The 25,426-nt window shown below is 45.2% G+C and carries 23 protein-coding genes; 13 read left to right on the plus strand and 10 right to left on the minus strand.

Annotation, left to right across the window (positions count from 1 at the left end):
• The first annotated feature begins 371 nt into the window (after nucleotides 1–371).
• From MD588_RS06780 to MD588_RS06810, 7 genes are all read left to right on the plus strand, one after another.
• Nucleotides 372–1,028 (plus strand): 2OG-Fe dioxygenase family protein, encoded by a 657-nt coding sequence (locus MD588_RS06780; RefSeq protein ID WP_265696272.1) that lies wholly within the window; start codon nucleotides 372–374, stop codon nucleotides 1,026–1,028.
• Nucleotides 1,012–2,250 (plus strand): cysteine desulfurase-like protein, encoded by a 1,239-nt coding sequence (locus MD588_RS06785; protein ID WP_265696273.1) that lies wholly within the window; start codon nucleotides 1,012–1,014, stop codon nucleotides 2,248–2,250. Before MD588_RS06780 ends, MD588_RS06785 begins: the two co-directional genes overlap by 17 nt.
• A 447-nt stretch (nucleotides 2,251–2,697) precedes the next feature.
• Nucleotides 2,698–4,176 carry a TolC family protein gene (locus MD588_RS06790; protein ID WP_265696275.1) on the plus strand — a complete coding sequence of 493 codons (1,479 nt, stop codon included), beginning with the start codon at nucleotides 2,698–2,700 and terminating at the stop codon, nucleotides 4,174–4,176.
• The gene (locus tag MD588_RS06795) at nucleotides 4,173–5,147 is read left to right on the plus strand and encodes an HlyD family secretion protein (protein WP_265696276.1); all 975 of its coding nucleotides are present in this window, start codon (nucleotides 4,173–4,175) and stop codon (nucleotides 5,145–5,147) included. Before MD588_RS06790 ends, MD588_RS06795 begins: the two co-directional genes overlap by 4 nt.
• A 5-nt stretch (nucleotides 5,148–5,152) precedes the next feature.
• Nucleotides 5,153–6,313 (plus strand): ABC transporter permease, encoded by a 1,161-nt coding sequence (locus tag MD588_RS06800; RefSeq protein WP_265696277.1) that lies wholly within the window; start codon nucleotides 5,153–5,155, stop codon nucleotides 6,311–6,313.
• Nucleotides 6,310–7,491: an ABC transporter permease gene (locus tag MD588_RS06805; protein ID WP_265696278.1), complete on the plus strand. Its 1,182-nt coding sequence runs from the start codon at nucleotides 6,310–6,312 to the stop codon at nucleotides 7,489–7,491. Before MD588_RS06800 ends, MD588_RS06805 begins: the two co-directional genes overlap by 4 nt.
• A gap of 206 nt (nucleotides 7,492–7,697) precedes the next feature.
• Complete coding sequence (locus MD588_RS06810; RefSeq protein WP_265696280.1) at nucleotides 7,698–9,734, plus strand: hypothetical protein; 2,037 nt, start codon at nucleotides 7,698–7,700, stop codon at nucleotides 9,732–9,734.
• A 120-nt stretch (nucleotides 9,735–9,854) separates the two neighbouring features.
• Here MD588_RS06810 and MD588_RS06815 read toward each other — a convergent pair whose 3' ends face one another.
• From MD588_RS06815 to ovoA, 6 genes are all read right to left on the minus strand, one after another.
• The gene (locus tag MD588_RS06815) at nucleotides 9,855–10,349 is read right to left on the minus strand and encodes a CreA family protein (protein ID WP_265696281.1); all 495 of its coding nucleotides are present in this window, start codon (nucleotides 10,347–10,349) and stop codon (nucleotides 9,855–9,857) included.
• A gap of 187 nt (nucleotides 10,350–10,536) precedes the next feature.
• Nucleotides 10,537–11,583, minus strand: coding sequence for a hypothetical protein (locus tag MD588_RS06820; RefSeq protein ID WP_265696283.1), 1,047 nt, complete (start codon nucleotides 11,581–11,583; stop codon nucleotides 10,537–10,539).
• Between the two features lie 105 nt (nucleotides 11,584–11,688).
• Nucleotides 11,689–12,138, minus strand: a complete 450-nt coding sequence (locus MD588_RS06825; protein WP_265696284.1) for an META domain-containing protein — start codon at nucleotides 12,136–12,138, stop codon at nucleotides 11,689–11,691.
• Nucleotides 12,139–12,269: 131 nt separating this feature from the next.
• Entirely contained in the window at nucleotides 12,270–12,608 is a 339-nt protein-coding gene (locus tag MD588_RS06830; RefSeq protein WP_265696285.1) for a hypothetical protein, read from the minus strand.
• A gap of 139 nt (nucleotides 12,609–12,747) precedes the next feature.
• Entirely contained in the window at nucleotides 12,748–13,056 is a 309-nt protein-coding gene (locus MD588_RS06835) for a DUF1289 domain-containing protein (protein ID WP_265696286.1), read from the minus strand.
• A gap of 190 nt (nucleotides 13,057–13,246) precedes the next feature.
• A complete protein-coding gene (gene ovoA, locus MD588_RS06840) occupies nucleotides 13,247–15,358 on the minus strand; it encodes a 5-histidylcysteine sulfoxide synthase (RefSeq protein ID WP_265696287.1) in 2,112 nt (703 codons plus the stop codon).
• A gap of 251 nt (nucleotides 15,359–15,609) precedes the next feature.
• Here ovoA and MD588_RS06845 point away from each other — a divergent pair, with 251 nt between their 5' ends.
• The gene (locus tag MD588_RS06845; RefSeq protein WP_265696288.1) at nucleotides 15,610–16,158 is read left to right on the plus strand and encodes a hypothetical protein; all 549 of its coding nucleotides are present in this window, start codon (nucleotides 15,610–15,612) and stop codon (nucleotides 16,156–16,158) included.
• Between the two features lie 31 nt (nucleotides 16,159–16,189).
• Here MD588_RS06845 and MD588_RS06850 read toward each other — a convergent pair whose 3' ends face one another.
• The gene (locus MD588_RS06850; protein ID WP_265696289.1) at nucleotides 16,190–16,498 is read right to left on the minus strand and encodes a hypothetical protein; all 309 of its coding nucleotides are present in this window, start codon (nucleotides 16,496–16,498) and stop codon (nucleotides 16,190–16,192) included.
• 809 nt (nucleotides 16,499–17,307) lie between these two features.
• On the opposite strand from MD588_RS06850, the gene MD588_RS06855 reads away from it, so the two are divergent.
• Nucleotides 17,308–17,799 (plus strand): GNAT family N-acetyltransferase, encoded by a 492-nt coding sequence (locus MD588_RS06855; RefSeq protein ID WP_265696290.1) that lies wholly within the window; start codon nucleotides 17,308–17,310, stop codon nucleotides 17,797–17,799.
• Nucleotides 17,800–17,827: 28 nt separating this feature from the next.
• Here MD588_RS06855 and MD588_RS06860 read toward each other — a convergent pair whose 3' ends face one another.
• The 3 genes from MD588_RS06860 to MD588_RS06870 all read right to left on the minus strand — a co-directional run bounded on the left by MD588_RS06860 (nucleotide 17,828) and on the right by MD588_RS06870 (nucleotide 20,694).
• Nucleotides 17,828–18,367 carry a GNAT family N-acetyltransferase gene (locus tag MD588_RS06860; RefSeq protein ID WP_265696291.1) on the minus strand — a complete coding sequence of 180 codons (540 nt, stop codon included), beginning with the start codon at nucleotides 18,365–18,367 and terminating at the stop codon, nucleotides 17,828–17,830.
• Between the two features lie 232 nt (nucleotides 18,368–18,599).
• Entirely contained in the window at nucleotides 18,600–19,046 is a 447-nt protein-coding gene (locus MD588_RS06865; RefSeq protein WP_265696292.1) for an SRPBCC family protein, read from the minus strand.
• Nucleotides 19,047–20,100: 1,054 nt separating this feature from the next.
• A complete protein-coding gene (locus tag MD588_RS06870) occupies nucleotides 20,101–20,694 on the minus strand; it encodes a hypothetical protein (RefSeq protein ID WP_265696293.1) in 594 nt (197 codons plus the stop codon).
• A gap of 383 nt (nucleotides 20,695–21,077) precedes the next feature.
• Here MD588_RS06870 and MD588_RS06875 point away from each other — a divergent pair, with 383 nt between their 5' ends.
• The 4 genes from MD588_RS06875 to MD588_RS06890 all read left to right on the plus strand — a co-directional run bounded on the left by MD588_RS06875 (nucleotide 21,078) and on the right by MD588_RS06890 (nucleotide 25,395).
• Nucleotides 21,078–21,581, plus strand: coding sequence for an outer membrane beta-barrel protein (locus MD588_RS06875; RefSeq protein WP_265696294.1), 504 nt, complete (start codon nucleotides 21,078–21,080; stop codon nucleotides 21,579–21,581).
• A gap of 557 nt (nucleotides 21,582–22,138) precedes the next feature.
• A complete protein-coding gene (locus MD588_RS06880; RefSeq protein ID WP_265696295.1) occupies nucleotides 22,139–23,347 on the plus strand; it encodes a NupC/NupG family nucleoside CNT transporter in 1,209 nt (402 codons plus the stop codon).
• Between the two features lie 123 nt (nucleotides 23,348–23,470).
• A complete protein-coding gene (locus MD588_RS06885; protein ID WP_265696297.1) occupies nucleotides 23,471–23,782 on the plus strand; it encodes a hypothetical protein in 312 nt (103 codons plus the stop codon).
• Between the two features lie 227 nt (nucleotides 23,783–24,009).
• On the plus strand, nucleotides 24,010–25,395 hold the full coding sequence (locus tag MD588_RS06890; RefSeq protein WP_265696298.1) for a S8 family serine peptidase: 1,386 nt from the start codon (nucleotides 24,010–24,012) through the stop codon (nucleotides 25,393–25,395).
• Nucleotides 25,396–25,426: the final 31 nt, after the last annotated feature.

Raw genomic sequence — 25,426 nt, forward strand, 5'->3', positions numbered from 1 at the left:
CTGGTAATTTCAAAATTTGCGAATTTAATCACAAACAGAGTTTTATTCTGTGAATGTGGCTATTGCATCTCATCTTAAATGCTATAAAAAACACTTCAATATCAATGAATTATTCATGCCTTTGGCATGGCTGACTGCTTTGGGGTGATTAGGGGACAATAAATTGGTGTTTATGCCTGCTGTACGTCAACCATCTAGATTTATTGGTTGTTTTTCTTCTGCTTTGTGAAATTTTAATTGCCAGCGGTTGGCTTCTACAGTTTTTTGTTTAATTCTAAATGTAAATCAAATGTTGCGACTGTTGGTTGTGGTTGTAGCGGTAACCAGCAGAGTGAAATAGGAATTCAAAGCAAGGAACTAGGAGCAAATTGATGAATACTTTGTTAGAGCGCACACTGCAGCTGATTCAGCTGAGCGGACAAGCCATTAGTGATCTTTCGCCTTCTTTTGACCATTTGCCAACCACAGCTCATGCCGATGGCCAGTATCGCCTACGTCGCTACTCGGTCGTAAAGCTAAACCAGGGTAAGGTTGAGCACTTGCCTTCGCGTCAGTTTGTGCAGTCTGATGATATCAATACGTTCCAGGGGAATGTGAGCCGGAGCTTTGAAACGTTGGAAGCGTCTATCTTGCAAAGTGAAGGCTTACGTGAGATGTGCGAAGTATTTCAAAAAGCGAATGGCTTGGATGACGGGCATGAAATAGAAATTCATCAAATTCGTATCTCAGCTATTGAAGAGGAAACATTGGTTGCTCCTGAAGGCGTTCACCAAGACGGTTTTGATCACCTTGCAGTGATCGGTATCGGTCGCCATAACATTGAAGGTGGCGAGTTTCTGGTTTACCGGGAAAAGAAAGATCTTCCTTTTTTGAGTATGGCGCTGCAGCAGGGTGAAGTTGCTATTTTGGCTGACCGTCAGCTCTGGCATAATGCTCGTCCGATCCGAGCGGTGAAAAAAGATGAGCAAGGCTATTTGGATCTGTTTGTTCTGACTGCGAAGGAGCCTAGCTATGCCGTTCACGCCTGAAGCTGTACGCCAGAGTTTTCCTGCTCTTAACCAAACTGTTAATAATGAGCCCGTGTACTTTTTCGATGGACCGGGCGGCTCTCAGGTACCTTCAGCAGTACTTGAGAAGATGACGGCTTACTTAGGTCATTTTAACTCAAACTTAGGTGGTGCCTTTTTCTCGAGTGCCGAAACGGTCTCTGTTGTTGAGCAGGCAAGGGCATCCGCACAGGCATTACTTGGGGCACCGTCAGCCGATAACATTGTATTTGGCGCCAACATGACCTCGCTAACATTTCAGCTTAGCCGTGCAATTAGCAGAGACTGGCAAGCCGGCGATGAAATTATTGTTACGGCACTGGATCATTACTCGAATGTTTCAAGCTGGCAGCAAGCCGCTGAAGATAAAGGGGTGATTGTTCATCAAGTACGGGTTAACGAAGCAGACTGTACCTTGGACTATGAGCATTTATTCTCTCTACTGAGCAACAAAACTCGACTGGTAGCGGTGACATATGCGTCGAATACGACGGGGTCACTGGTTGGTGTTAAACGTATCATTGATGCGGCTCACCTGATGGGGGCCCAGGTGTATGTCGATGCAGTCCACTATGCTCCGCATGCATTGGTCGATGTTCAAGCGTTAGGTTGCGATTTTCTGGCGTGTTCTGCCTATAAGTTTTTTGGTCCCCATGTCGGCATCGCCTACGTTGCACCACAATGGCTACAGACGCTTCGGCCATACAAAGTTGAACCCGCCACCGAGCAGGGACCCGGACGCTTCGAAACCGGTACCCAGAGTTTTGAGGCCTTGGCAGGTTTGGTGGCAGCTGTTGAGTATTTGGCGCAATGGGGTGATAAGGGCGCTAGTTTGCGCCAGCGTTTGATACAAAGCTATGCACAATATCAGCAGCATGAAGCGGTACTTAGCCAGCACTTTTTGTATTGCCTGTCCCAGTACAGCAATATCAAATTATACGGTATTGATGAGCCATCCCGCATAAGTGAGCGCACGCCGACATTCGCAATTCGTATCGACGGCGTAACGCCCGGTGATGTGGCTAGCCATCTGGGACGGCTTAATATGTGTGTTTGGAATGGCCACTTTTATGCGCTGGGTTTATGCAAGCAACTTGGGGTGCTTGAAGAAGGTGGCGTGATTCGCATTGGACTGATGCATTACAACACGGTCGAAGAGATTGATCAGCTATTTGAAGCGTTAGGCCCTTTTTTGCAACGTTAGTGTATGCTGCCGGTTCAATCGCTCCTAACTGTCACAGGCTTGAACGGATGCACTATAAAAACGTGATGTGATCAATGTCACAGATGTCTTTACGGGGTGTTGTTCTGTATTTAAACGGAATGATATTCTCTATCTGGTAATGGTTCTCAGCAATATGGATGTTGCTTGATTAGGCTTTATTTTTGCAGCGGGCTGATGCTCGCTTTTTTTTTGCAATATTATTCTTCCTTAATATCTTCTGTTCGTCTTTTAATTTCTATCCATTATTTTCATTGAAAACAGATATATAAACCAATTTTGCTAGTAACGTTCCTTCTTTCTATTTTTGCTACTGCATCTGGTTAATCTGATGTGGGAAAGATACGTGATACAGACTGGTTGAAATTTAGAGCTATTACTCTAAAATCAGCACTTCCGGCCAACGACAATGGCTCAAAGGAAAGAATAATGAGAATAAAGCCTATTGCGGTAATGACGTGTTGCGCCGCTATGCTGACGATGCCTTTTGATGGTGTCATTTCTGGTGCTTATGCATCAGCCCCCCTTGATAACAGTGCCCTTTCTGCAACTGCAGAACGGCAACAAGCCGTTAGTTTTGCCGATGCCTGGCAGGCGGTAGTATTAGGTAATGATGACTTAGCGGCAGAGCGTGCCAATGTTGATCGTGCCAAGCACCTGCAGGATGCGGCTAGTGATCTGTATTTTCCGCAAATTTCAGCAACGGCGAACTACACCCGTTTGGATAAGCCGGTTGAAATTAAGCCTTCAGATCTGGTTGCCAGTATGCCAGCAGGAGACTCTATTGCCGGCTTGGCGCAAATGCTGGGTATAAACCCTGCCAGTCTAGACAAGATGTTTACCTCCCAACTGACTGAGCGCGATATTTTCACCAGTTCTATTCGTGCCGTATGGCCGATTTTTACCGGTGGCCGGATTATGGCGGCACAAGATATTGCTAAGGGCCAGAGTGAAGAGGCTCGCTATTTGTTGGCGATGAAACAGCAGGCAAAATTCGAAGATTTGGCCAAGTTCTATTTCGGCGTTGCAATGACCCAGCATGTACTGCAAACCCGTATCGATGTTGAGCAGGGGTTGAAGAAACACTTCGAGCATGCACAAAAGCTTGAAAAACAGGGACAAATCGCCAAGGTGGAGCGCCTGCAGGCTGAAGCCTCCTATGACAAGGCACGGGTAGAGCGACGGAAAGCCGAGCGAGATATGGAAATTGCCCAGGTGGCATTGACCAAGCTGCTCAAACTTGATCTGCCGGCGGTTCCATCTACGCCTTTGTTTACCAATACTTCTCTGCCTCCGATGAGTGCCTTCATCGAGAAAACGCTTGTTGATTACCCAGGGCTGAAGATCTTGGATGCTAAGAGGAAACAGGCGAGCGGCTTGATTGATGCCGAGAAGGGCAAGTATTACCCAGAGGTGTACCTGTACGGTAATTACAGCCTGCATGAAGACGATACGTTAGCGGCCAAAACGGCGCCGGATTGGGCTGTAGGCGTTGGGGTGAACATTCCGCTTCTGGATAATTCCGGCCGCTCTGGCAAGGTCAAGGCTGCGCACAGTGCTGTTACACAAGTGAATTACCTGCGCGCTCAGGCCGAGCAGGATCTGTCGGTATTGGTTGAGAAAACCTATCGTGAAGCAATGCAGGCCCTGGAGGAATATAACGGCCTGGCTTCTAGCTTGCAGTTGGCGCAAGAAAATGTGCGCTTGCGAGAGAAAGCTTTCAGCCAAGGGCTATCGACGTCATTGGATGTGGTTGATGCTGAGCTGTATCAGGCCAGTGTCAAAACCCAGCGCTCAGCCGCTGCATTTCAGTATGTGATCTCTTTGTCTCGCCTGTTGGCTGTTAGTGGTGAGATGAACAGTTTTAATCAATATCAGCAATATCAAGGTTTAGAGGTTAAGTCATGAGTAAGGTTAAGTCTTTAGTAGCAATCGTACCGGCTGCGGCGCTGGTTGGCTGGCTTGGCTACACTTTCTGGCAGGCTTATCAGCCTCAGCCTGAACGTATGCAGGGCCAGATCGAGGCGCAGCAATACAACGTTTCATCAAAAGTACCGGGTCGGATTGAGCAGGTCTTGGTCCGGAAAGGTGACAGGGTCGAACGCGGTGACTTGATTTTCACGCTGCTGAGCCCAGAGCTAGATGCCAAGCTTGAACAAGCTAAAGCGGGTCAGGAAGCCGCGGGGGCGATGGCTGAGCAGGCAAAAAAAGGTGCCCGTAGCCAGGAAATCGCAGCGGCAAAAGATCAGTGGCAGAAAGCCAAGGCGGCTGCAGAACTGATGGGCAAGACTTACCAACGTGTTGATAACCTTTATAAAGACGGTGTTGTGGCTGAGCAGAAACGCGATGAGGCCTATACCCAGTGGCAGGCAGCACGGTATACAGAGCGCGCGGCTTACCAGATGTTTGAAATGGCTAAAGAAGGTGCTCGTGACGAAACCAAGCGTGCGGCGGCAGAAAAGGCTCGAATGGCCGCGGGTGCCGTAGCCGAAGTGGAAGCCTATGCGGCAGATACGCAGGTTGAAAGCTGGCATGATGGTGAAGTTACCCAAATTTTGCTGCATGAAGGCGAGCTGGCACCACAGGGCTTTCCGGTCGTGAGTGTGGTTGATATTCGTGATGCATGGGCTGTTTTCCATGTGCGCGAAGACAAGCTGAAAGACTATAACCAAGGGGCTGAAATCGAAGCTTCGATCCCGGCACTTGGCAACGAGAAGTACAGCTTCAAAGTCAGCCATGTTGCTGTTATGGGGGATTTTGCAACCTGGCGTACCACGGATCCTGCTCAGGGCTTCGATATGCGCACTTTTGAGGTAGAGGCTCGTCCTACCCAGCCGATCGAAGGGCTGCGAGTAGGTATGAGTGTGATTGTTGAGTGATCAGCATGAGTTTTATTTCGCAGTTACGTCGTGAGTGGCAGTTACTGAGAGCCGATGGTTGGCTCAGGGCCTTGGTCTCGTGGCTTCCCCTCACGCTCTTTGTAACGATGTGGGCGATTTTTTCCTCGGGCATTGCACGTGATCTGCCCATTGGTGTGGTCGATTTCGATCACAGCCGGTTATCGCGGCAGGTCGTGCGCCAGTATGATGCCAGCCCTGCAATTGCAGTGACCGGGGCGTTCCAGTCGGTTGAGCAGGGTAGCAGGGCGTTGAGGGCCGGTGAGGTGTATGCCTTGGTGGTGATCCCGCATGATCTGGAGAAGAAGACGTTGCTGGGTCAGGCTCCTGATATCAAAGCGTTCTATAATAGCCAGTTTATTCTTATTGCCAAGCTGGTTAACTCGGCCATTGTTCAGGCCCAGGGGACGCTGAATGCCTCGGTAGATACCTTGCAAAATATGGCTGGGGGAACGGCCGTGCCTGCTCAGGCACTTGGTCAAGCTGTACCGCTTCGTTCGCAAATCACACCGCTCTATAACAGCAACAGCCATTATGGCCAGTTTCTTGTATCTGCGACTATTCCGGCAACGTGGCAGATCCTGATTGTGATCACCACCATTTTGGCGCTGGCAGCCGAGATACGGCAACAGGGGGTTAGGGCTTGGCTGCATGCTGCGCCGGCTCGTAACCTGCTGGCTAAACTCGTTCCTTACACTTTGCTGTTTTGGTTGCAGGGCATACTGTTTCTCTGGGGGCTATATGTACTCCTTGGCTGGCCAATGCACGGTAACTGGCTGATATTGATGCTGGCGCAGTTGCTTACCGTCATTGCCTGTCAGGGCATTGCGGCACTCTTCTTCTTGTTGCCGCTTGAACCGACCAAAGCCATGAGTTTTGCCGCCGGGTTTACGGCGCCTGCGTTTGCCTTCGTCGGCGTGACATTTCCGGCAACTGACATGCCAGCCTTCGCCCAGTTTTGGCGGGCAATGTTGCCGGTAACACATTACCTCGAGGTGCAAGTTCACCAGGTTAACCATGGTCAATCGTTCATTGATGCCTTACCGCAGCTGGCCATCTTGACGGCATTCATGCTGCCTTTACTGGTAGCCGTACTAAGAGCAAAGGGCTTGGTCGCAGGGAATCAAACCGCAGAGGTGAAGCTATGAGTTGGCGTTCGTTGTTTAAGTTTGAATTGAATGCAATTTTTACCAATCAATCCATACTTTTCACTGTTTTTGGTGGTGTGCTGATCTATTCATTTTTATATCCGCAGCCATACTCTCAGCAGCTGCCACGTAATCAGCAGGTTGTGGTGGTTAACCTTGATAACAGTCAGGTGAGCCGAGAGCTTGAACGCATGGTAGAGGCCACCCCCCAGGTTAAGTTAGCTGCGCGGGCATCAAGTGTCGATGAAGCCAAATCGATGATGAATAAGGGAAAGGTACAGGGGTTATTGGTTATCCCTGAACATTTCTCTCGTGACCTCCTACTGGGGAAAAGTCCGACTTTGGTTTATGCCGGCGATGCAGCTTACTTTTTGGTTTATGGTTCTGTGGTTGAAGGTTTAGCGACGGCTGGGGGAACCTTGGGAGCCAAGGCGAAAGTGTCGAGGATGGTGATGTCGGGAGACAACATTGCGTTGGCTGCCAAGCAATACTCGGCCATGAACCTGCAGATGCAGCCAGTGTTCAACCCAACAATGGGCTATATCAGCTACGTTGTTCCTGCTGTGTTTGTATTGATTCTGCACCAGACACTTTTGATTGCCGTTGCATTACTGGGAGGCGGTCAGAATGAGTATCATAAACAGGGAAAAGCGGGCTACTGGCTTCAGTACCCAGCCTGGAAAGTCATGCTGGTGCGGGGCTGCCTGTTTATGTTGCTCTATTTGCCTCTGGTGATGTATTACTTTGGTTTTAGTTTTGCCTATTATCAGATCAGTCGGCTGGCTTCTATTTCGGACTTGATGGCGGTTACATTGCCGTTTCTTCTTGCTGTGATCTTTATGGGCATGATTATCGGCCAATTGATCCCAAGACGTGAGCTGGCAACCGTTATGGTATTACTGAGTTCGATTCCGCTGATTTTCTCAGCCGGTTTTATATGGCCGACTTCAGCTATTCCTGCTCCAATTACGGCGCTGGTTCAGTTGGTTCCAGCTGTGCCTGCAATTCATGCCTTCTTAAGGCTGAATCAGATGGGGGCGGACTTTAGCCAGGTTGTGCTCCTGTGGGGGCAGTTATGGCTACAGGTATTTGCCTATGGCGGAATTGCGATGCTCTTAATCCTAAGAACGAAAAGACGGCAAAAGCCCTCAGTGACAAGCAGGAATGAGCAAGCATAAGGGACTGCCTATAAGAAAAAGCGCCAGGAATTGGCGCTTTTTTGTGGCTGGTATCTGCTCTGCCTTGATAGAAAAACAACGTAAAAAACCAACCCATATCTCATTCGGTAATTGGTTGTCGCTTTATACTCTGCAAAGAATGAATACAGTAATAGCCATTTATCAATGCACTCGCACGTATCTGGCAAATGAATTGGCTCCATATCATGATCAATAAGCAAAAAATCAAGTTCCGACACCCGGTTCCTTTTTCGGATCTGAGTGAGCGTTATCAATGTGAGCGTGATTCCTGGCGACCTAGAATCATAGACACCAATTATTTTTACGATGGCGAGATTGGTGAGAATGAATTGGGGAGCACTTCTGACTGGATCGAAATAATATTTCATACTCTGACAAGCAGTGTGCTGGGCTTACATAAAAATCACAGGCGAAAGCATACTTTGCAGGAGTGGTTTGAGCGGATACGAATAGGTTCGCTCGATCCGACATATGGCAATGTACTGAAGGCGGCAAGTGGAACGCGGGAAAATGCCGACGATGCGCCACACGTGGGCTATGATTTCCCACCAGTACCAGTCGGCCCTGCTTTACCGGTGATGCATGCCGAAGGTTTGAGGGTTGAAGCTTGGCCGGAATATGACGGTTATGGGAATTTACGATCAAAACGTTTAGACCGTATGCTTGAAATTAGCGGGCAGCAGAGAGTATCAGGATACAGATATCAATTAAGTCCGTATCGAAATTTTCATGGCACAACGACCCGTATTTATCATTTACGTTACCAAGGTAAGCTGCCGTTAGATAACGTGGAGCAAGTTTACCAGCATATCAACAAGCTGGCTGATAGCTGCCTGGATGAGGTTTTGAATACCTATGTTGAGCCTGTGCGTGAGCAGAATATAAGAGGAGGCTATCAAATCAATCGTTCATCCTTGTTACCACTCTGCCAATGTATGCCGTCTATGCGGATCTGCAATCTGTATGTATTGGCTGAGGAGCGAGGACAGAAGGCGACGAGTCATTTTAACCAGGTGCTCGACCACAGGTTAAAAATCAACAACTGGGAATACTCTATAGAACAAGATTACAAGATGGATCATCAGGTTGTAGATAGTGACGGTAATCCTGAACAGCGTATAACCTGGCTCTACCGGATTAAATCCATTCAAAAAAAAGCTGACGATCCTGTCAATGAGGTGTATCTGTTTGTTCATTACCTGAAATTGCGCCAGTCACTCGACATTCTGGAGGCCGTGTTAGCCGAACACTTTCGAGACTTTCTGCCTGAAGCTCCAGACCAAGATGTCAAACTCCATAGAGACTACCGATATTTAAGACCTAAATTAGCTGGCGCTATTCAGGAAGTCAGAAAGCACCGCAGGGAGGCTGAGACCAGTGGGCTGACAGATTGGGGGAATGTGCTTTATCTCTTGGATAAAACTGAGCAAGAACTGCTCGCAGAAACAGAGAAGAACAACATTGCCCGACGAGGTGGCAAAGACTTCATATTAACCACGTGGAAACGCTTGCGTATACTTATCGAGAACGTGATACGGGCTGAGCAGTGCACGCCTCCACCTAGTGACTACGCCAGAGCCGATGCTGCGTTGACGGAGTTAGGTCGCGCGCTGGGCCGTGGGTATAGCTACTCCCTATTTAGGCCAGATGATAATGAGCCCCGGTTGGTGGCATCGACAGCGGCTTTGCTGCCTTTGGCTCTTGATGAGGCGGCAGTGTCAACCAAGATAGATCAAATTCTGGAGTGTTCTGAAGGGCGTGGATTTATCGATCTGGAAATAAGGCTTCGTCAGGGTGATAGTGAGATCAACTTGGTGGTCGAAGCTAAACGGGTACAAGGATCTCCGGATGATCCGGTATCCAAATGGTGTGACGTACTGAGTGCCAGTGCCCAGGCGGCCGAAGCTCAAAATCACTGCTACCTGTATCAGAGAGACGGAGTGCCTGTTGTACTCCTTTATGCCCAGGGATTGCCGATCAGTCAGGTTAAAACGGTGCTGCATGGTGTGGCCGAAAACGTATGCAGTCAGAGAGACGAGTTTGAGACTTCACGGATACGGCTACTTTATGAGATAGGCGAACGTTGGCACTGTGATGTGGCAGAAATTGATACGCCAAAAGGGATTCTCTATCTGATTGTGGTTCCGATTCCTTTACTTTCCCCCAGTCAGGAAGGGCAGAAGGTGAAGAAGGGAGGTAGACAGACACTAGTCTATCGATAAGGTAAGAAGTTGGATGTGATGACTCTTTTTTGATCAAGCTAAAGCATCGCCGAACTTTCAACGACGCTTTTTTGTGGTTGTTGGTTTGGATGAGGAGAGTGCACGATAGAGGAGCGGGCCTTACTGTTGTTTTGCTGCCTGCTCTTCTGCTATCAGTGCTGTCCAAGCCTCAGAACCATAAAGCGGTACTGTGGTGAGTGAGTGCTTGTAGCTGCCCTGGGTTTCTTTGGTTGAGTAAGACAGATACATCAGGGTTTTACTCTTGTCGTCGTAGATACGACGAATCTTTAGCGTTTTGAATAAGATACTTTTCGACGCTTTAAAGACCACCTCACCATTTTTCGAACGGTCAACATTGGCCATCATTTCTTTTGTTATTGGTCCAGTCTGGCGACAAGAAATTCCCATATCTGAAGGATCGGCAAAATCGAAATCGGCTTTGACATGGCTGATATGACAGGTTACCCCCGAAATCTCAGGATCGCTGAATGTCTGGATTTTAATGTCTTTGGTGGTGAATAACCCCAAGCTGACATCGCCTACTTCATCATCGGAACAGCCAACCAACAAGGCGGTGGCTGCGAGTAAGCCTGCAATTAACGGCATTTTTTTCATTGTTCTTCTCCATGTTGAAGGGCCTAGGCGGGGTAAATTGATTCTAGGTAGCCAAATACCCACACCATGATACCAACTTCGTTCAAGATACCAATGAAAAACAGTTATACAAAATCTACTAATTATCTGAATGCTTGGATAATTAATGGAATTGGTATTAATTGTCTGGACGCTATTGGTTTTATCTCTATTCCGCCGTTTGGCTTTTCCCCCCGATCTGCCAGAGTTTCTCTGCCTGTGAGCCAATTAACCAGAAACTCACCGCTAAGATGGCAAAGAATATTGTTTTATGGAATGACTCCCAGAAGTACTCAAAGAACCGGGTATAGAGGTTTATGAGTAGGAATGTGATACCAAAACTGCGGGTTAAGGCATCATCGGTTTTAATGCCTATGTAGATCGCAGCGATGCAAGCAATTCCTGCGGCAACTGACCAAGGGAGCAATTCCACCTGGCGGATTACAGACCATGCAGCCAAGTCTTCGTAGTTGCCAAAAATAGAGAGTAGCCACAAGGCTAGAAACAGATACAGCAAGCCAATAAATCGGGTTGGCTCCTTGAATCGTCCCAATTGCGGCTTTTTATCTACCACGATGCTTAGGCCAAGAATCGCTAAGCCGACAAATACAAAGCGAAGCGGGATATTCAAACCAAGGAAGTAACCACTCGAACCCGCTAGGTAAGTGGTTTGCGACAGTATCCAGGCCCCAAAACTGAATAAGGCAAACAGCCAAATCAACACGGATGAAAGATGTAAACCTAACACCGCATAGATTAAGGTGAGCAACAGTAGCAAAACTGCATCATGCGTGGCGCTGAACAGGGTGGTTTCACTGACAAAACCAAGTGAGACAGCCGTCATTAGTACCCCAAAAAAGAAGGTCGCTTCATTGCTGACATTTTTGGCTGGGTATTTGTTTCGTCGACGTACACCTGCGACCAAAAAGAGTGACGCAATGATGGCACTCGCTGTAGCGAGAAGGCTTGCCGGCGCGTCGATAATTTGTGCAAGAAGGTCGAGCAAATAGTCATCTGCCAGTAGAACCCCGACAGAAATAATGAAGCAAGTAATAGCTATCCAGAACGAATAAACTGCCAACAACTTCCAGTCAAAACCAACAATTTGATAGCTGCAACGGAGCTTATTGGCTTGCTCGTCAGAGATGAGCTGTTCATTTTCCCAATTATTGATGGCTGCATTCAGTACTTTTGCTTTTTGTTTGCTTAGTTTCATATTACCCATTGAGTTGGCGCTCAGGTGAATTCAAAAGGCGCCGATATACCCAAGTATGTTGAAATAAGCTGGGGATAAGCACCTTAAAATGTTAACCAATTCGACTTACTGAGGCGATTCTGGCTCTACAGTCCCTTGTGGCATAAACGTGAGAATATGCTGCTCGGATGTCAGTGTCAGTATATTGTTTTCGAGAGCTACATTGTTCCATTTCTGTAAAGATTTACTCATTAGGGATTCGAGCTCGGCCAAATCATCCTGAATACATGCCATTTTGGTTGAACCCATGGCTGTTACTCGAAACCTGTTGCCTTCGGAGACTTCAACCTGGCCGAAAAACTGATTGCAGCCGCTGAAACCAGACACCTTAAGATCGGCATCGATCGCCATGCCAGGAATGGTTATCGGCTCTTCAATATTGATATCTTTGCCATCAATTTTTGTCAGAACCCAGCTTTGCTGAAGTTGTTGGGCAGAAAAACCGGCCTTCACTTCAGGCTCACAACCAATCAGAAAGATAGGAGTAAGTAGACCGAACAGTAGCCATTTCTTCATCGTCATTATCTCCTGCTACTTTTGGTTTAATAGTAGCAGGTTAATATACCCAAGTGATTTCAAGCGGCTTGGGCATCTGTATTTAGTCAAAGAGGCTCTGTGGGGAGGGAATAGGAGCTTGGTCGGGGCCGTTAGCCAGTACCGCGACCAAAAAAGTTCACTTCGCCTTTGCGATAGCGAAAGCTTTTATCTTTTTCTGGTTTATAGGCCTGAAGAGCCTCCTGTGCCTCGCAGTAGCTTCCGTGTGCGCGGAAGGCTTCACGGCTAGTATCAATCGCTCGTTCTGCTGCTCGGCGTACATCAGGGGCAGCCTGATTATCACTAAAAATGACTTGCTGTTGCGCCAGCAGCTTTCCCATTGCCTGTTTGCACAGTATTTCATTGTCAGGGAGAACATTATAGGCAGGTTGGGAATAGGCAATGCCTGATGCAGTAACGAGAATAGAAATTAGGGGGAGACTTTTTAGCATCGGGCTCTTCGTGGCAATCTAGATAAACGACGATTATAAGTATTAGGTATTTGAATTCAACCAGATATGCAAAATTATTATATTTCTGGAAGCAAGCTATGATGGAAGGTCAACGGGCGCGGTTGATCCTCGCTTTTTCTCAGTTCAATAGCGGGAGTTTTGCCAAGCACTCTCGACATAGGCATTCTGGTGATTTTACCCCTGAAGTATCTCGCTTGGTTAGCTCAAAACACCAGCAGGTAGACTTTCCTGCACTGATATCACAATAAGCGGGCTTACCGCATTGGCTGCAAATATGTGTTGAACGCTCACCTTGGATTTCATCGATGGTATCGCTTTGTTTTACATCATTCATATGGCGCCACTCAGTGATCTCACTCATTGTTCGAAAACAACCGCCGCAGATCCCTTCGTTGTTTTTACATTTTGCTACGCAAGGTGTTTTCATTAGGGGATGTCTCTCAATGATGTTGTGCCCATCGCCATTTCGATTGCTCCCACGAATTTTGGACCAATAACGATGGTGCAAATAATTAAGGGATACACCCTAGGTTATGCTCAGTACTGCTCATTCGGGAGCAGTACAGTAGCATTAACTTAGCGGATAACCAAGTGAGTGACAAACCCCCCGTTGACTCTCAGCGCTTTCGCCAAATGGTCATCTCCGACAGGCTGTGCTGGAATTTGCGCTTGGTTTCCCGAATTACGAAGGGGAGCTCTTTAACTGCAATCAACTCAAAATGCGGGAATAACGTTTCGGTAAGGCCATCGAGGGTGGTGAAATTCTCTCCGTGTACTTTGATCCCCCCAAGCCAGTTGGCTTTGTCGGTATATTCTTCAAGCCAGGTATAGGGGGAAGTGATAACGAGGTACCCACCTTCATTGATCCGCTGGTGGATAGTGGAAAGGAATAATTTTGGATCGCCCAGCCTATCAATAAGGTTTGATGCATAAACCAGATCATAATCGCTATATTGAGTTTTAAGGTTACAGGCATCACCCTGTACAAAATTGACCTTGGCGATGACATCATCATAGTTTAACTGCGTTAGTGTAACGCTCTTAAATTCGACCAGATCACCTTCGGTACGAATCGTGTACCGCTTTTCTCCCTGCTCGATCAGGGAGTAGGCCTGCTGGATAAAACGCGCGGAAAAATCAATAGCATCCACATGATCAAACGTTTTTGCGAGTTCAAATGATGCCCGTCCGACCGAGCAACCAATATCCAATGCTTTGCATGAATGACTGAGTTGGATTTCGCGAAGACATAGATTAACACCGCTCACGCAGAAGTTGGGAACAGAGAAGTACTCTCCACCATAGTGAAACTCAAGATACTGGGAAATAAGCTCATCGGTTTCATAGATGTTCAATGAGGTCATACTATCTGGAGCCTGGTTTGATTCAACATAGCGAAATCCGGCATGCTGGTAAAAGTGACGACGAAAGGCATATCGCGATGCCAGTATCGACTCATTGCCGGTCGAAATCCAGGAGCCGCCTTTGATGAGGTTATGCTTGCCGTCAAAAGTCGGGGTAGAGAAGTCGTCGTATAAGGGGTGGACCTTGAAACCCTGAAAGCCATCAATACAAGTTTCTGTCCATTGCCAGACATTACCTACGATATCGCAAAACTCTTCATGCTCGAAACGGTCTACCGGACAGGGAGAGGCATAGTATTCCAGTTCGATATTGCCCGGAGCCTCATGCCAACCAGGGGAGTCTTCGGCAATGTAGCCACGCAATATGTACCATTCAGCTTCTGTTAGTAGGCGGATATTGGCTTGCTGTTGCTCGGATTTCCAGTTACAAAACGCTTTGGCTTCAAGTTGATTGACCTCGACAGGCCAGTTAAGTGGTAAAGGGATCTCATTAGTAAGGTTACGTTGTAACCAGTTACCATCCCTATATCGCCAAAAGCGGGGCATGGTAGCTTGGGTAAAGCTGAGCCATGCTTTGCCTTCATCATTCCAAAAGCGCGGCTTCTGGTAGCCGTCTTCTTGGACAAACGCCAAAAACTCTTGATTGGAAACTAGGTATTTGGAGGCTTTGAAGTCTTCAGCTGTAAAGGATTGTTGGCCGAACTCATTGTCCCAACCATAGGTGTCATCTTCAGGTTGTCTTCCTAGCGTTATGGTATCGCCGCATACCGACAGCAAACGGTTACATAACGGGGTACCTGTATCGGTGCAGGGCTGCCAGTTGGGGTGTGGACTGACATCCGTTAGTGGCAGTTGACGAATGATGACCGAAGAGGTTTCAAGATGAATTCGCTCATGTTCGATCCCCATTAAGATGACCCAGCCAGGATCTGAAGATGAAATTGGCAGTGATACAGACATGGAATCAATAACAGTGTTGACCAGCTGGCGGACTTTGTTTCGGTATATTTTGACATCTTCTACAGTAGGCCAGTCATAGTGTTGGTCGTCCATATCATCCCAGGACATTTCATCAACCCCGATGGCAAACATAGACTCAAATTTTTCATTAATTCGCTGGGAAATGTATTTGCCAAGTTTGAGTTTATTGATATAGAAGGTGGCAGTATGACCAAAGTAGAAAATCAGTGGGTGGCGTAGCGGCTCGGCTTTAGAATAAAAAGCGGAATCTTTATTGATAACCTCAAAGAGAGACTCGTACAGTTCCCATGTATCGTTGAAGGCATTCTTTAACTCTCGACGCTTGGCTTCTTCACAAGACCCAGAGAGTAAGATCGTACGTGTTGCTGTCTGTTTGCATGCCATACTGAGATATCCTTCTTAAAACCGTATGTCTATACCCAAGCATCTGAGGTAGTTTGGGTATAAATGTAGTCAGTAAAAAAAGGGATCACAAAGGGATCTTTTTCTATTCTCAGTAATAAGTCTTTTTTAGTCATGTAGTTGAAAATGGATGGCTAAATGATCGGTTGCGACCAATTTTTGCCATACTGATGAAGAGGTTGTTTTGGTAAACCGTGTATGGATGCAGTGTCTAAACCAGGATATATGTGCTTATGAGGACTTGGACAGTACCAACTTGGACATTAGTAGCAACAGGGCTGCTTCTCAATATTATCTCAGCCCTGATGACGAATTTTTTTATTGATGATGCGACACGCCAAGCCAATGATTTGATTAAGATGCAGCAAGATAATGACAAACTGATTAATCTTATTTGGCAGCAGGTTGAAACCGTGGAAAGGAAACGAGAACAGGTTTTAGACTTAGTTTCGGCGAGTGAAATGGCTAAAAGGCCAATTGCTAAAGAAGTGAGTGAACAGGTAATTGCCGACATTAATTATTGGCTGGATAATAAAATAGATAACCTAGCACTTAATAGCATCCCATTATTGATGAGTAATTTGAATAAAGTTCAGGTTGAACAGAGAGATAAAATAAACCAGCTTTATCTCGATAACTTGGATTTAATTGAAATACATTTGGCGAAGATGAAGTCAATTTCACAGCTGAGAAATTTAGCGCTATTTTTACAAATCATAGGGCTTGCTTTGGTATTAGCAAGAGACTTAAAGAAATATGAGTATCGAGATGAGAAAAATTAAAGGCCCTGCTAGAGGGCCTTTAAGGTATTCGTTACTTGTTAGTAGAGTGGAAAGCAAAGCGAGAGGATTCTCGACCTGACTCTGTTTTTGCTTTGTATTTAATAGAGCGTGAATTTTCCAGTGTTAGAGGAATGAACACACGTCCTTTCTCATCAGTTTTGTAAGATTGTTTTTGTTGCGGAACGTTAGCAACAGAAACAGATGCGTTTGCCGCAGGCTGACCGTTTTCTGTAACAGTAATCCATGCGCCGTTGTGTGTATCAGCAACACGGATATCAGCCAGTGCTGAAGATGACATTAGGATCACAGCAGTAGCAGTTATTACTTTCAAGCTAGACATAATCTTCACCTCATTAGTCTGTGGCATCAGCCATTTTGTTATATGTTCATAGTGTCCACATTCAAAATATAAGACCTGCCATCAATATGTTTCTTTCAATTAATTTCAGTGTTTTTTTATTTTTATTGATATAACAACAGGTTAGAATCTAACTATTGGTTGTGATTATGAACATTGTGTAAAATAAGTCACAATCATTAGGCCAATATAAGAGACATCCCTCTTTGTTACTCATCAATTTCAGTATAGTCCCAACAAAAAAAGATAGATTGGGTTTTTACAGAGGGCTTGTTTTAACATTTTGTTTATTCAGCTATTACCTTGTAAAATAACATTTTAAGAACCTTCTGTTAGAAGCCATCTGCTTTTAATGATAAAAAAGTCAGGTGATTCTTAGCCGTTATTAAGTGTTATAAAACAATTTGTAGCAGCTGTTTTTTTATAAAATAAATTTAGTCTGGAATGGAAAATAAGGCTTCTATGTATAACTTTACATTCAATAATAATATTCTGTTAATATACCAGTCATATTTATTTGCCTAAGTTATTCAGAATGCTTGTTTAAGCGAAGCAGACCACCCATGCTGATACATTTTTTTGCAGTCATGTTGATATCCTTCAGTGCTATGTATTTTGGTGCAATTTGAATATCGAATCGATAAGTATGCCCTCACGATTAGGATTGTAATTAGACGAATAAAAAACATAGATGTTATAACAAAAACCTATATATTAACTATTTGTTTTATCTTGAGTTTGTTGCTTTTACATGTGATGTTTATTGCTTGGAGTGTTAGCGGAGAGTGATAATGGAAGTTATTGTTAGGCATGTAGAAGACAAAGATATTGAAGCGATAAAAAATTTGTATGCAGGGAAAAATGCCTACAGTGGAACACTCCAACTTCCTTTCCCTTCCCTAAGGATGTGGGAAAAGCGGTTGTCTGATCTTCCAGATAATGTGTATAGCTTACTTGCTGAAAAGGGTGGCGAGGTTGTCGGGCAAGTAGGTATGGAAGTCTTAACAAGGCCACGGCGCAAGCATGTTGCCCAGTTTGGAATGGCGGTGAATGATAATTACCTCGGGCTGGGGGTTGGAAGTAAGCTGCTATCTACTATTATTGATCTCGCAGAAAATTGGCTAAATGTCAGTCGGATTGAATTGACGGTCTATACCGATAACGCGCCGGCAATTGCTTTGTATGAAAAGCACGGCTTTGTTATTGAGGGAGAAGCCAGAGACTATGCTTTTCGTAATGGTGAACATGTGAATGTATACCATATGGCGCGGGTGAAGAGCTAGAATCAGCTTTGCCATGTACTGACAGGGATCAGACCTCTGTCAGTGCCTTGAGCTCGTAATATTCAAGATCCTCTGTGATCATGTTTACCCGGGTTGCATCATTTTTGGTCATTACATGCTCCATACCGATCTTTTTCAGGATTTTACCCGGTGAAGGATCACGGCTGAGGTGTTGGCCATAGATCATGTCAAGCTCTAACCGTTTGAAGCCAAATTCCGTCAAACGCTTTGCCGCTTCTGTACAATACCCTTGGCCCCAAAATGGCACCCCGATCCAGTAACCCAACTGGGCTGTGCTATTGGTAATATTGTGTAGACCCACACAACCAACAAGCCGAAAATTAGACTTAAGAGTAATGGCGTAGATAGCTGACTGTTGACTCTGCCACCCTGCGAGATGCTTACCGATCCACTGTCCGGCAACACCATCCGTGTAAGGGTGGGGAATATTAATTGTTCCGTTGGCAATCAATTCATCGCCAGCAAGCCTCTGTACTTTCGTTGCATCTGATAGTTGGAAAGGTCTCAAAATCAGCCGCTCGGTTGTTAATAATGGTTGGTGTCCCATAGCCCTCTCCTTCTTTTATGAATAAGTTATCAAACATAATTTATTAAATAGTTTTCATAAAACATGTGCTATCGACTGGATCAAAAATGCGGCCAAATTTTGTACATCAGTATATAGGGAGGATTTGACACTAAACAGCACAGCTAACTAGTAGAGGAAGCTGACACCATTTATGCCGAATGTATGCTGTAGGTGCAGTTTATGAAGGGCTGGAAGCGTGCGCGATAGCAGCTTAATCGCGCTTCCATTCAGTTTCACCATATTGGGCAATACTGGACAGGGCTTTTTTTATGTCCTTTTCAAGAAGCAATTTAATCAGCCACCCTGTACCTCGTATCCGTGGTGAAAATTTAATTCGGTAATGGATCAGGCTTTGGTTGGCATTCAAACTCTTAAAGCGGATCCAGCCCCCGTGCTCGTCCACCGGACCACCTTGGATGACTTTATAATGGAGATGCTCATTTTCTTTGTAGTCAATTATTTGTTCCTGAAAGGTGAAGGGGCCAGCGATGACTTTTCTGACCGCGCCAATCCCATTGACATCGGGCTTTCCTTGCTTAACTAATGAATACTTGGCATCAAAGAACCGTCCAAGATTTTCATGGTCAGAAAGTAACTCAAATAGTACTTTCTTGGGTACAGCAGCGGTCTGTTCAAGAGTGATGGTGTGTATGCCCATATTCCTGACCCTTTGTCAAGTTGTAATTCGGATGTTAACAACATGTGTGTCAATGTCAATGGGTTGATGGGTATTATTCGCTTTGCTTATAGTAGGCGTTGGTTAGATTGCGGCAGGGGAGCGAAACTTTGTTTTCTGCATCCCACCTTGCTCTGTTGGTTTGTGTTGATGAGAAAGGGTCGTTGTGGGGTATAGGTTCTTTCTGTTGTTAGAAATCTTTCTTTATTAATTAGTTAGCAGCTAAGTGATGATAAGGCGAAGATAAGAAATCGCACAATAATGACTTTTGTCACAAAAATAATGCAAGATAGTGGTTGCAAAAGGAATCATTGGCTCTTATATTGAGTTTGTTGAGATAAATCGGACGGTGAAAAGTATTAAAGAAAGTGGATAGCCTTAATCCGTTAAATAAGGTCGCTTCTAGTATCACTTCTACGAAATATCACACAGTTCTTTAATCCCTGAGCCTTATGTTGTACTAAGCACTATTGAGTTGTTTTGTTTCAAGGCTAATTTTCAGGGCAAGGTGAAGCTTTATTTTTATCTAACTGTCATAAGGACGTAACGAACGGTTAGTTATAGTAAAGCGGATTAGATGAGTAAGAACGGTATTAATAATAGAGATATCAACCTTACTCGTTTTTGGAAAAAATGAGAGGTGTATTATGGCTAATAGAAACCGCAGACAATGGTTCTATCATCAGTCACAAACAACAAACGTAAAAGAAAAATCAAAGTAACAGCATAGGCGTTAAGAAACGCAATGTATTGATTTTAATGAAGTTGTTGTAAACAAAATGCCAGGAACACATTAATAATGAAAGTGTTTCTGGCTAATATTTTTTATTCATTATCCCCCCTTATAACGCAATCCCCGATTAATTTGAAATCTCACTCTAATCTATTTAAATATCAAGCAAACGATTGGTGTCTCTTTTTTGAGAGCTTAACTAGTACGACAATTCTAATTTCCTTTGTTAAGGAATTGCCCTCTGATAGTTGAGAGGTAATGAAAGGTTTTATGAAAAATGGTCTGCTTAAGGCTGAAGAGTTGTTATTGAAAAATTGAACCTCCAATTGTAACTTGTTCGGGTATTACGGTAATCGGAGTACCACCTAGGTAAATATTTCCCTGTACCACTAAAAATTTTGGTAGCTCTGTTATGCCTGTGTTTGCAAGGTATAGGTTTCCGCCGACATAGAGGTAAGGGGGAAGCTGCATGATTTTCGTACCCATAAGGCTCAGGTCGCCTTTTACTTGCAGCCCATTATTCAGATATGTGATCTGAGAATGCGCGAGGTTGATATAACCATGAACCACCAACTGTAGCGGTAAACGCGTAACAGAGCTGTAGGCGAGGTTAAGGTTACCTTCGACAGTGAGCTTACGAGGCAGCCGCTCAATTTTACTATGTTCTAGATTAAGGTTGCCTTTTACGGTCATAGGATCGGGTAATTCGAGGTTTTGAGCATTGCGCAACGATACATTACCGTATGAGTCGGTGTAGTTTAGCAGTTTCAGTTCAGATAGGTACTGGTTGGCAAAGCTGAGCGGTGAAGCAAGCGCAAAGGAAATCATTATGGCGAGGCGAACTCTCCGCTGCCGGGAATGGGAAAACATAAACCTCTGCTCTCGAGTATCTGCCATTATAACCAGCCTTAATCTGACTTTTTGGGGCATTATGCCTTGCTGCTGCCATTAGTCAATTTGACTTGCCGGTTAATGTGCACAGTTGCCGGCTCTATAACGAAAAACTGATTTTTCTTGTATTGGTAGAGGGTTATGGCATCGGCATTATGGTTGTTTGTACCTTCATTGTACTCAGCCAACCTTTCTGAATGAAGTTTTAACCAGCATCAATTCATTATGAAGTCTTATGAGTATTCAGCTTAAGTTCAGGAATAAAACATTGTTTTATATTTTAAGGTGAGGTTCAGTTAAACCCTGTAAATTAGTCAGCAACAGAACGAAGAACAGTAATTAACAATAAGAACTGGTTCTTCCTATAAAGACAATTAGGAGCTTTACTGATGAAAAAACTAACAATTATCTCAACTCTTGCTTTGGCCTCTGCTGCTGCTTCTCCAGTTTTTGCTGCTGATACTGAATGGTTTGTAGGTGCTGGTGCTGGTTATCAGGAAGACAGCATTAAGGGTGCTTCCGGCGGTGAAGATATGACTTATCAATTACGCGGTGGTGCAATTTTGAATGACCACCATCGTGTTATGGGTACTTATAGCTACATGGACAAGTCATCACAAAACATGTTCCTGGCTTCGTATGATTACCTACTACCTGTCGCACAAAACGTTAATCTATTTGCTGGTGTATCTGCTGGTGCTGCAGACAGTAAGATTGATGGCAAGAGCTCGACAGATTTTGTTTGGGGTGGCCAAGTCGGTGCGATGTATGAAATCAACGACAACTGGTCAACTGATCTGACATATCGCTACCTAGATCAAGACTATAGCGAAAATAACACCAAGATTGACTATTCTCAGCAAGTCGTACTATCTGTCGACTACAAGTTCTAGTCAGGTTTGCTGTACAAGACATAGAAAGAGGGCATTTAATGCCCTCTTTTTTTCGTATGAGGTTTCCGTTCAACCCCATCTGTTTTGATGTAAAGCATTGAGTAATGCCATGCTCGACAGCTCTTAAGTGATCTTATGCAACAATATGTCATCAAGCATCTGTTGGTATATTTAAATACACAATTGATTGCAATTGTTCGCTTTATGCTCGATTGAAGCTGGATCACAAAAAAAATCGGTCTAGGGGTTGTTAATGTGATCTATATCTCTATATACTCCGCATCCGGCCAGAACCATCGAGTTCAGCCACCTTAGTTACAAGCTGTCACCAGGGAAATGTGAACGACCCACGGAGTTGGACCGGCGTTACTTTAGCTTGTTATCAAGGTGACTTGTATGTTGTACATTTGGGCGGACAAAAACACATTTACTGAACTTACCGGTTCAGGACCCTCCTATTTCGCTTTCTCCCCGAAAGCAATTGTTCCCCTATTGCAGCAGGCAGTAACACCTTCATATTTCGACAATCCATTTATTAAAAGCAGCAGGACGAAATAATGCAGTTGTTAATTAGTTTGGCCGGTATTTTGGTGCTGGTAGTATGCGCTTGGGCGTTATCTGAAAACCGTAAAAAGATTAACTGGCGCACAGTCGGTGGCGCATTATTCTTACAGGCAAGTTTTGCCGCTTTGGTACTGTATGTACCGGTTGGGCAAATGATGCTGGGGGCCATGAGTAGTGGTGTTGCCAGCGTGTTGGGTTTTGCTGATGAAGGCATTAAGTTCCTATTCGGTGACCTAGCAACTTCCGGTTTTATTTTTGCCATCCGCGTTCTTCCCCTCGTTATTTTCATTAGTGCTCTGATTTCTCTTCTATATTACCTTGGCGTTATGCAGTGGGTTATTAAAGTGATCGGTGGCGGTATCCAGAAAGCATTGGGTACAAGTCGTGCGGAATCACTGGTAGCAACTGGTAATATCTTCCTTTCTCAGGGTGAGTCGCCACTGTTGGTCAAACCATTCTTGCCACAAATGACGCGTTCAGAGCTGTTCGCAGTCATGACCGGTGGTATGGCTTCGGTAGCCGGTAGTGTACTTGGCGGTTATGCTGGCCTGGGTGTTGATCTTAAATACCTTATCGCGGCAAGTTTTATGGCGGCACCTGGTAGTCTTATGATGGCTAAAATTCTGGTACCAGAACAAAGCATCGCGGTTGAGCAAACTGATATCGAGATGGCCAAGAGCGATCACAGCAATGCGATTGATGCCTTGGCTGCGGGTGCAATGAACGGTATGAAAGTCGCTGTTGCTATCGGTACTATGCTGATTGCGTTTGTAAGTGTTATCGCAATGGCAAATGCTGGTCTAGAAATGGTCGGTGAGTGGTTTGGTATGCAGAGCCTGACAATGCAGGGCATTCTAGGTTACATCTTTTCGCCACTTGCATTCATTATTGGTGTTCCTGCAAGCGAAATGCTTCAGGCGGGTGCATTCATTGGCCAGAAGCTGATTCTTAATGAGTTTGTTGCCTTCCTAGATTTTGTTGATGTAAAAGAAACGCTTTCTTCACAAAGCCAGGTGATCATTACCTTTGCACTGTGTGGCTTTGCTAACATTGGCTCTATCGCAATTCAGATTGGCTCGATTGGGGTGATGGCTCCGGAGCGCCGCGGTGACGTTGCAAGCCTAGGTATTAAAGCGGTACTGGCTGCAACGCTTGCTAACCTGATGAGTGCTGCGCTAGCGGGTATCTTTGTAAGCCTGTAAGCTAAGTCCTTGAAAACGAAAAGCCGCCATTGGAATGGCGGCTTTTTTTCATCTTTAGAAGGTATAAAACAATGTTTTATTGTGTTAAAGTCTTCCAAGTCGATGAATATGGGTAAATCAGGCATGCAAAACTTACTTAAAACCTTGGCCCTATGTCTGTTTGTGCTTCCAGTATCGCTACATGCCGAGACATTTTTGAATGATTCGGTTTTGATGGAACCGGTTCTATCGGATAGCTTGGCTGAATTAGGAGGAACAAAGGCTGTAGAAGTGATGCCTAATGAAGAGTACAAGATCAAAATTGAAGTGAATCCATTACCCAAACCACAGTATACTGATCCGGGCTTTACCCCTAGCCATGAAGTGATGCGCGAGACCGAGTCAAAGCGTGAAGCGGAGGAACGGTTATGGGAGGCAATTTTTTCTCAGTTCTAAATGCGCTAAGGTCAAAAAAGTTCATATATTCTTAATATTGAGACGAGCTAATAAGAATGTAGGCTAAGTGATTTAATTTAAAACTAAAGTTATTAGTATAAACTTTGCGATGCTCTCTATTTTCACCCTGCAAAGTGCTGATTTTTTAAGCTGTTAACCCCTTCGGCATTTCACCGATTTAACCTCGACTACACTTAGGAAAAATATAACTGTAGCAGAGGTAAAACGTGTCTAGATTTTTATTACAACAGCCGATAAATTTGCGATCTGTATTGTGCTTTTTTGCTCTCATTACTCCTTTTACTCTTAATGCTGAACCTAACTTTCATGCCGGGCAGGTAGTGGTACAAGCGACTCCGGACGAACTTGGCGACGCAAAAGTTCTGCGTTTCTACCCCAACTCGGGGATATCAGTTATACAAGTTGAGCTTGGTAAGGAAGCCAGCAAGTTAAATGCCTACCGGGCTAAAGGGAAGCGTGCCAGTAAAAATTTCATCGCCAGCCATTTTGCCAATGACCCATACTACAGTACCTATCAATGGCATTTTTCAAAGATTGAAGTCGAGAATGCCTGGGAAGTTAGTGATGGTTACGGGGTTACTGTTGCTGTACTAGATACCGGTCTTCGAATGGGAGGAAATGATGGCATTGGTTGCGTAGAAGGTGGGACGGATATTGCCTATGATGACAACGACCCAACTGATGGCGATGGTCACGGTACCCATGTATCAGGCACGATAGCTCAGGCTACAAATAACAGTACCGGTGTTGCAGGGTTAGCTTACAGTAGCTGTGTCATGCCGGTAAAAGTCTTGGATGATGGCGGGTCAGGCAGTTTTGCTGATATTGCCGATGGCATTTATTATGCCGTTAGCAATGGTGCGGGCGTGATAAACATGAGCTTGGGTGTGAGTGCCCGCTCTGGCTTAACCAATGACCCGATAATGGATGCGGCCCTTGATCATGCGGCAGCAAATGGCGTGGTCGTGGTTGCAGCCGCTGGCAATGATAGTTTTCGCAAGAATGTCAGTTACCCTGCTATCTATCCAAGTGTGATTGCTGTCGGGGCAACAGACTATAACAATGCGCTAGCCCCATATTCAAACCGGGGGAAAGGGCTAGATATTGTCGCGCCGGGAGGAAATACTGCTGCTGATGAAAATGGCGATGGCTTTGCTGATGGAGTACTCCAAGAAACGTTTGCTAGTGATGGTACGTGGGGATATTACTTCTTTCAGGGCACATCAATGGCTACACCTCATGTCAGCGCATTGGCGGCGATGTTACTTGCTAATGGAATTGAACCTGAGGACGTGAAGGAAGCTATGACGTCCACTGCGCAGGATTTGGGTAATCCAGGGTATGATAATAGTTTTGGTCATGGTCTGATCCAGCCTTCTCAAGCGCTAAACTGGTCTGCCGGTGGCTCATTACCTGAAGAGGGGGGTGGTGAAAATGAAGTGGTTTGCACCGATAACGATGGGGATGGTTATTGTGCAGAGGTTGATGACTGTGATGATACCAATGCCAATGTGAATCCGGGCAAGAATGAGAAAGGGCAGCGCAGAAAAGATGGTTTAGACAATAACTGTAATGGAGTTATTGATGCCTAGCTAACGAGGCTCACTGCGCGGTAAAGGCCAG

This window comes from Photobacterium obscurum (assembly GCF_026191635.1).
In the GTDB taxonomy this organism is placed as follows: Bacteria; Pseudomonadota; Gammaproteobacteria; order Enterobacterales; family Vibrionaceae; genus Photobacterium; species Photobacterium obscurum.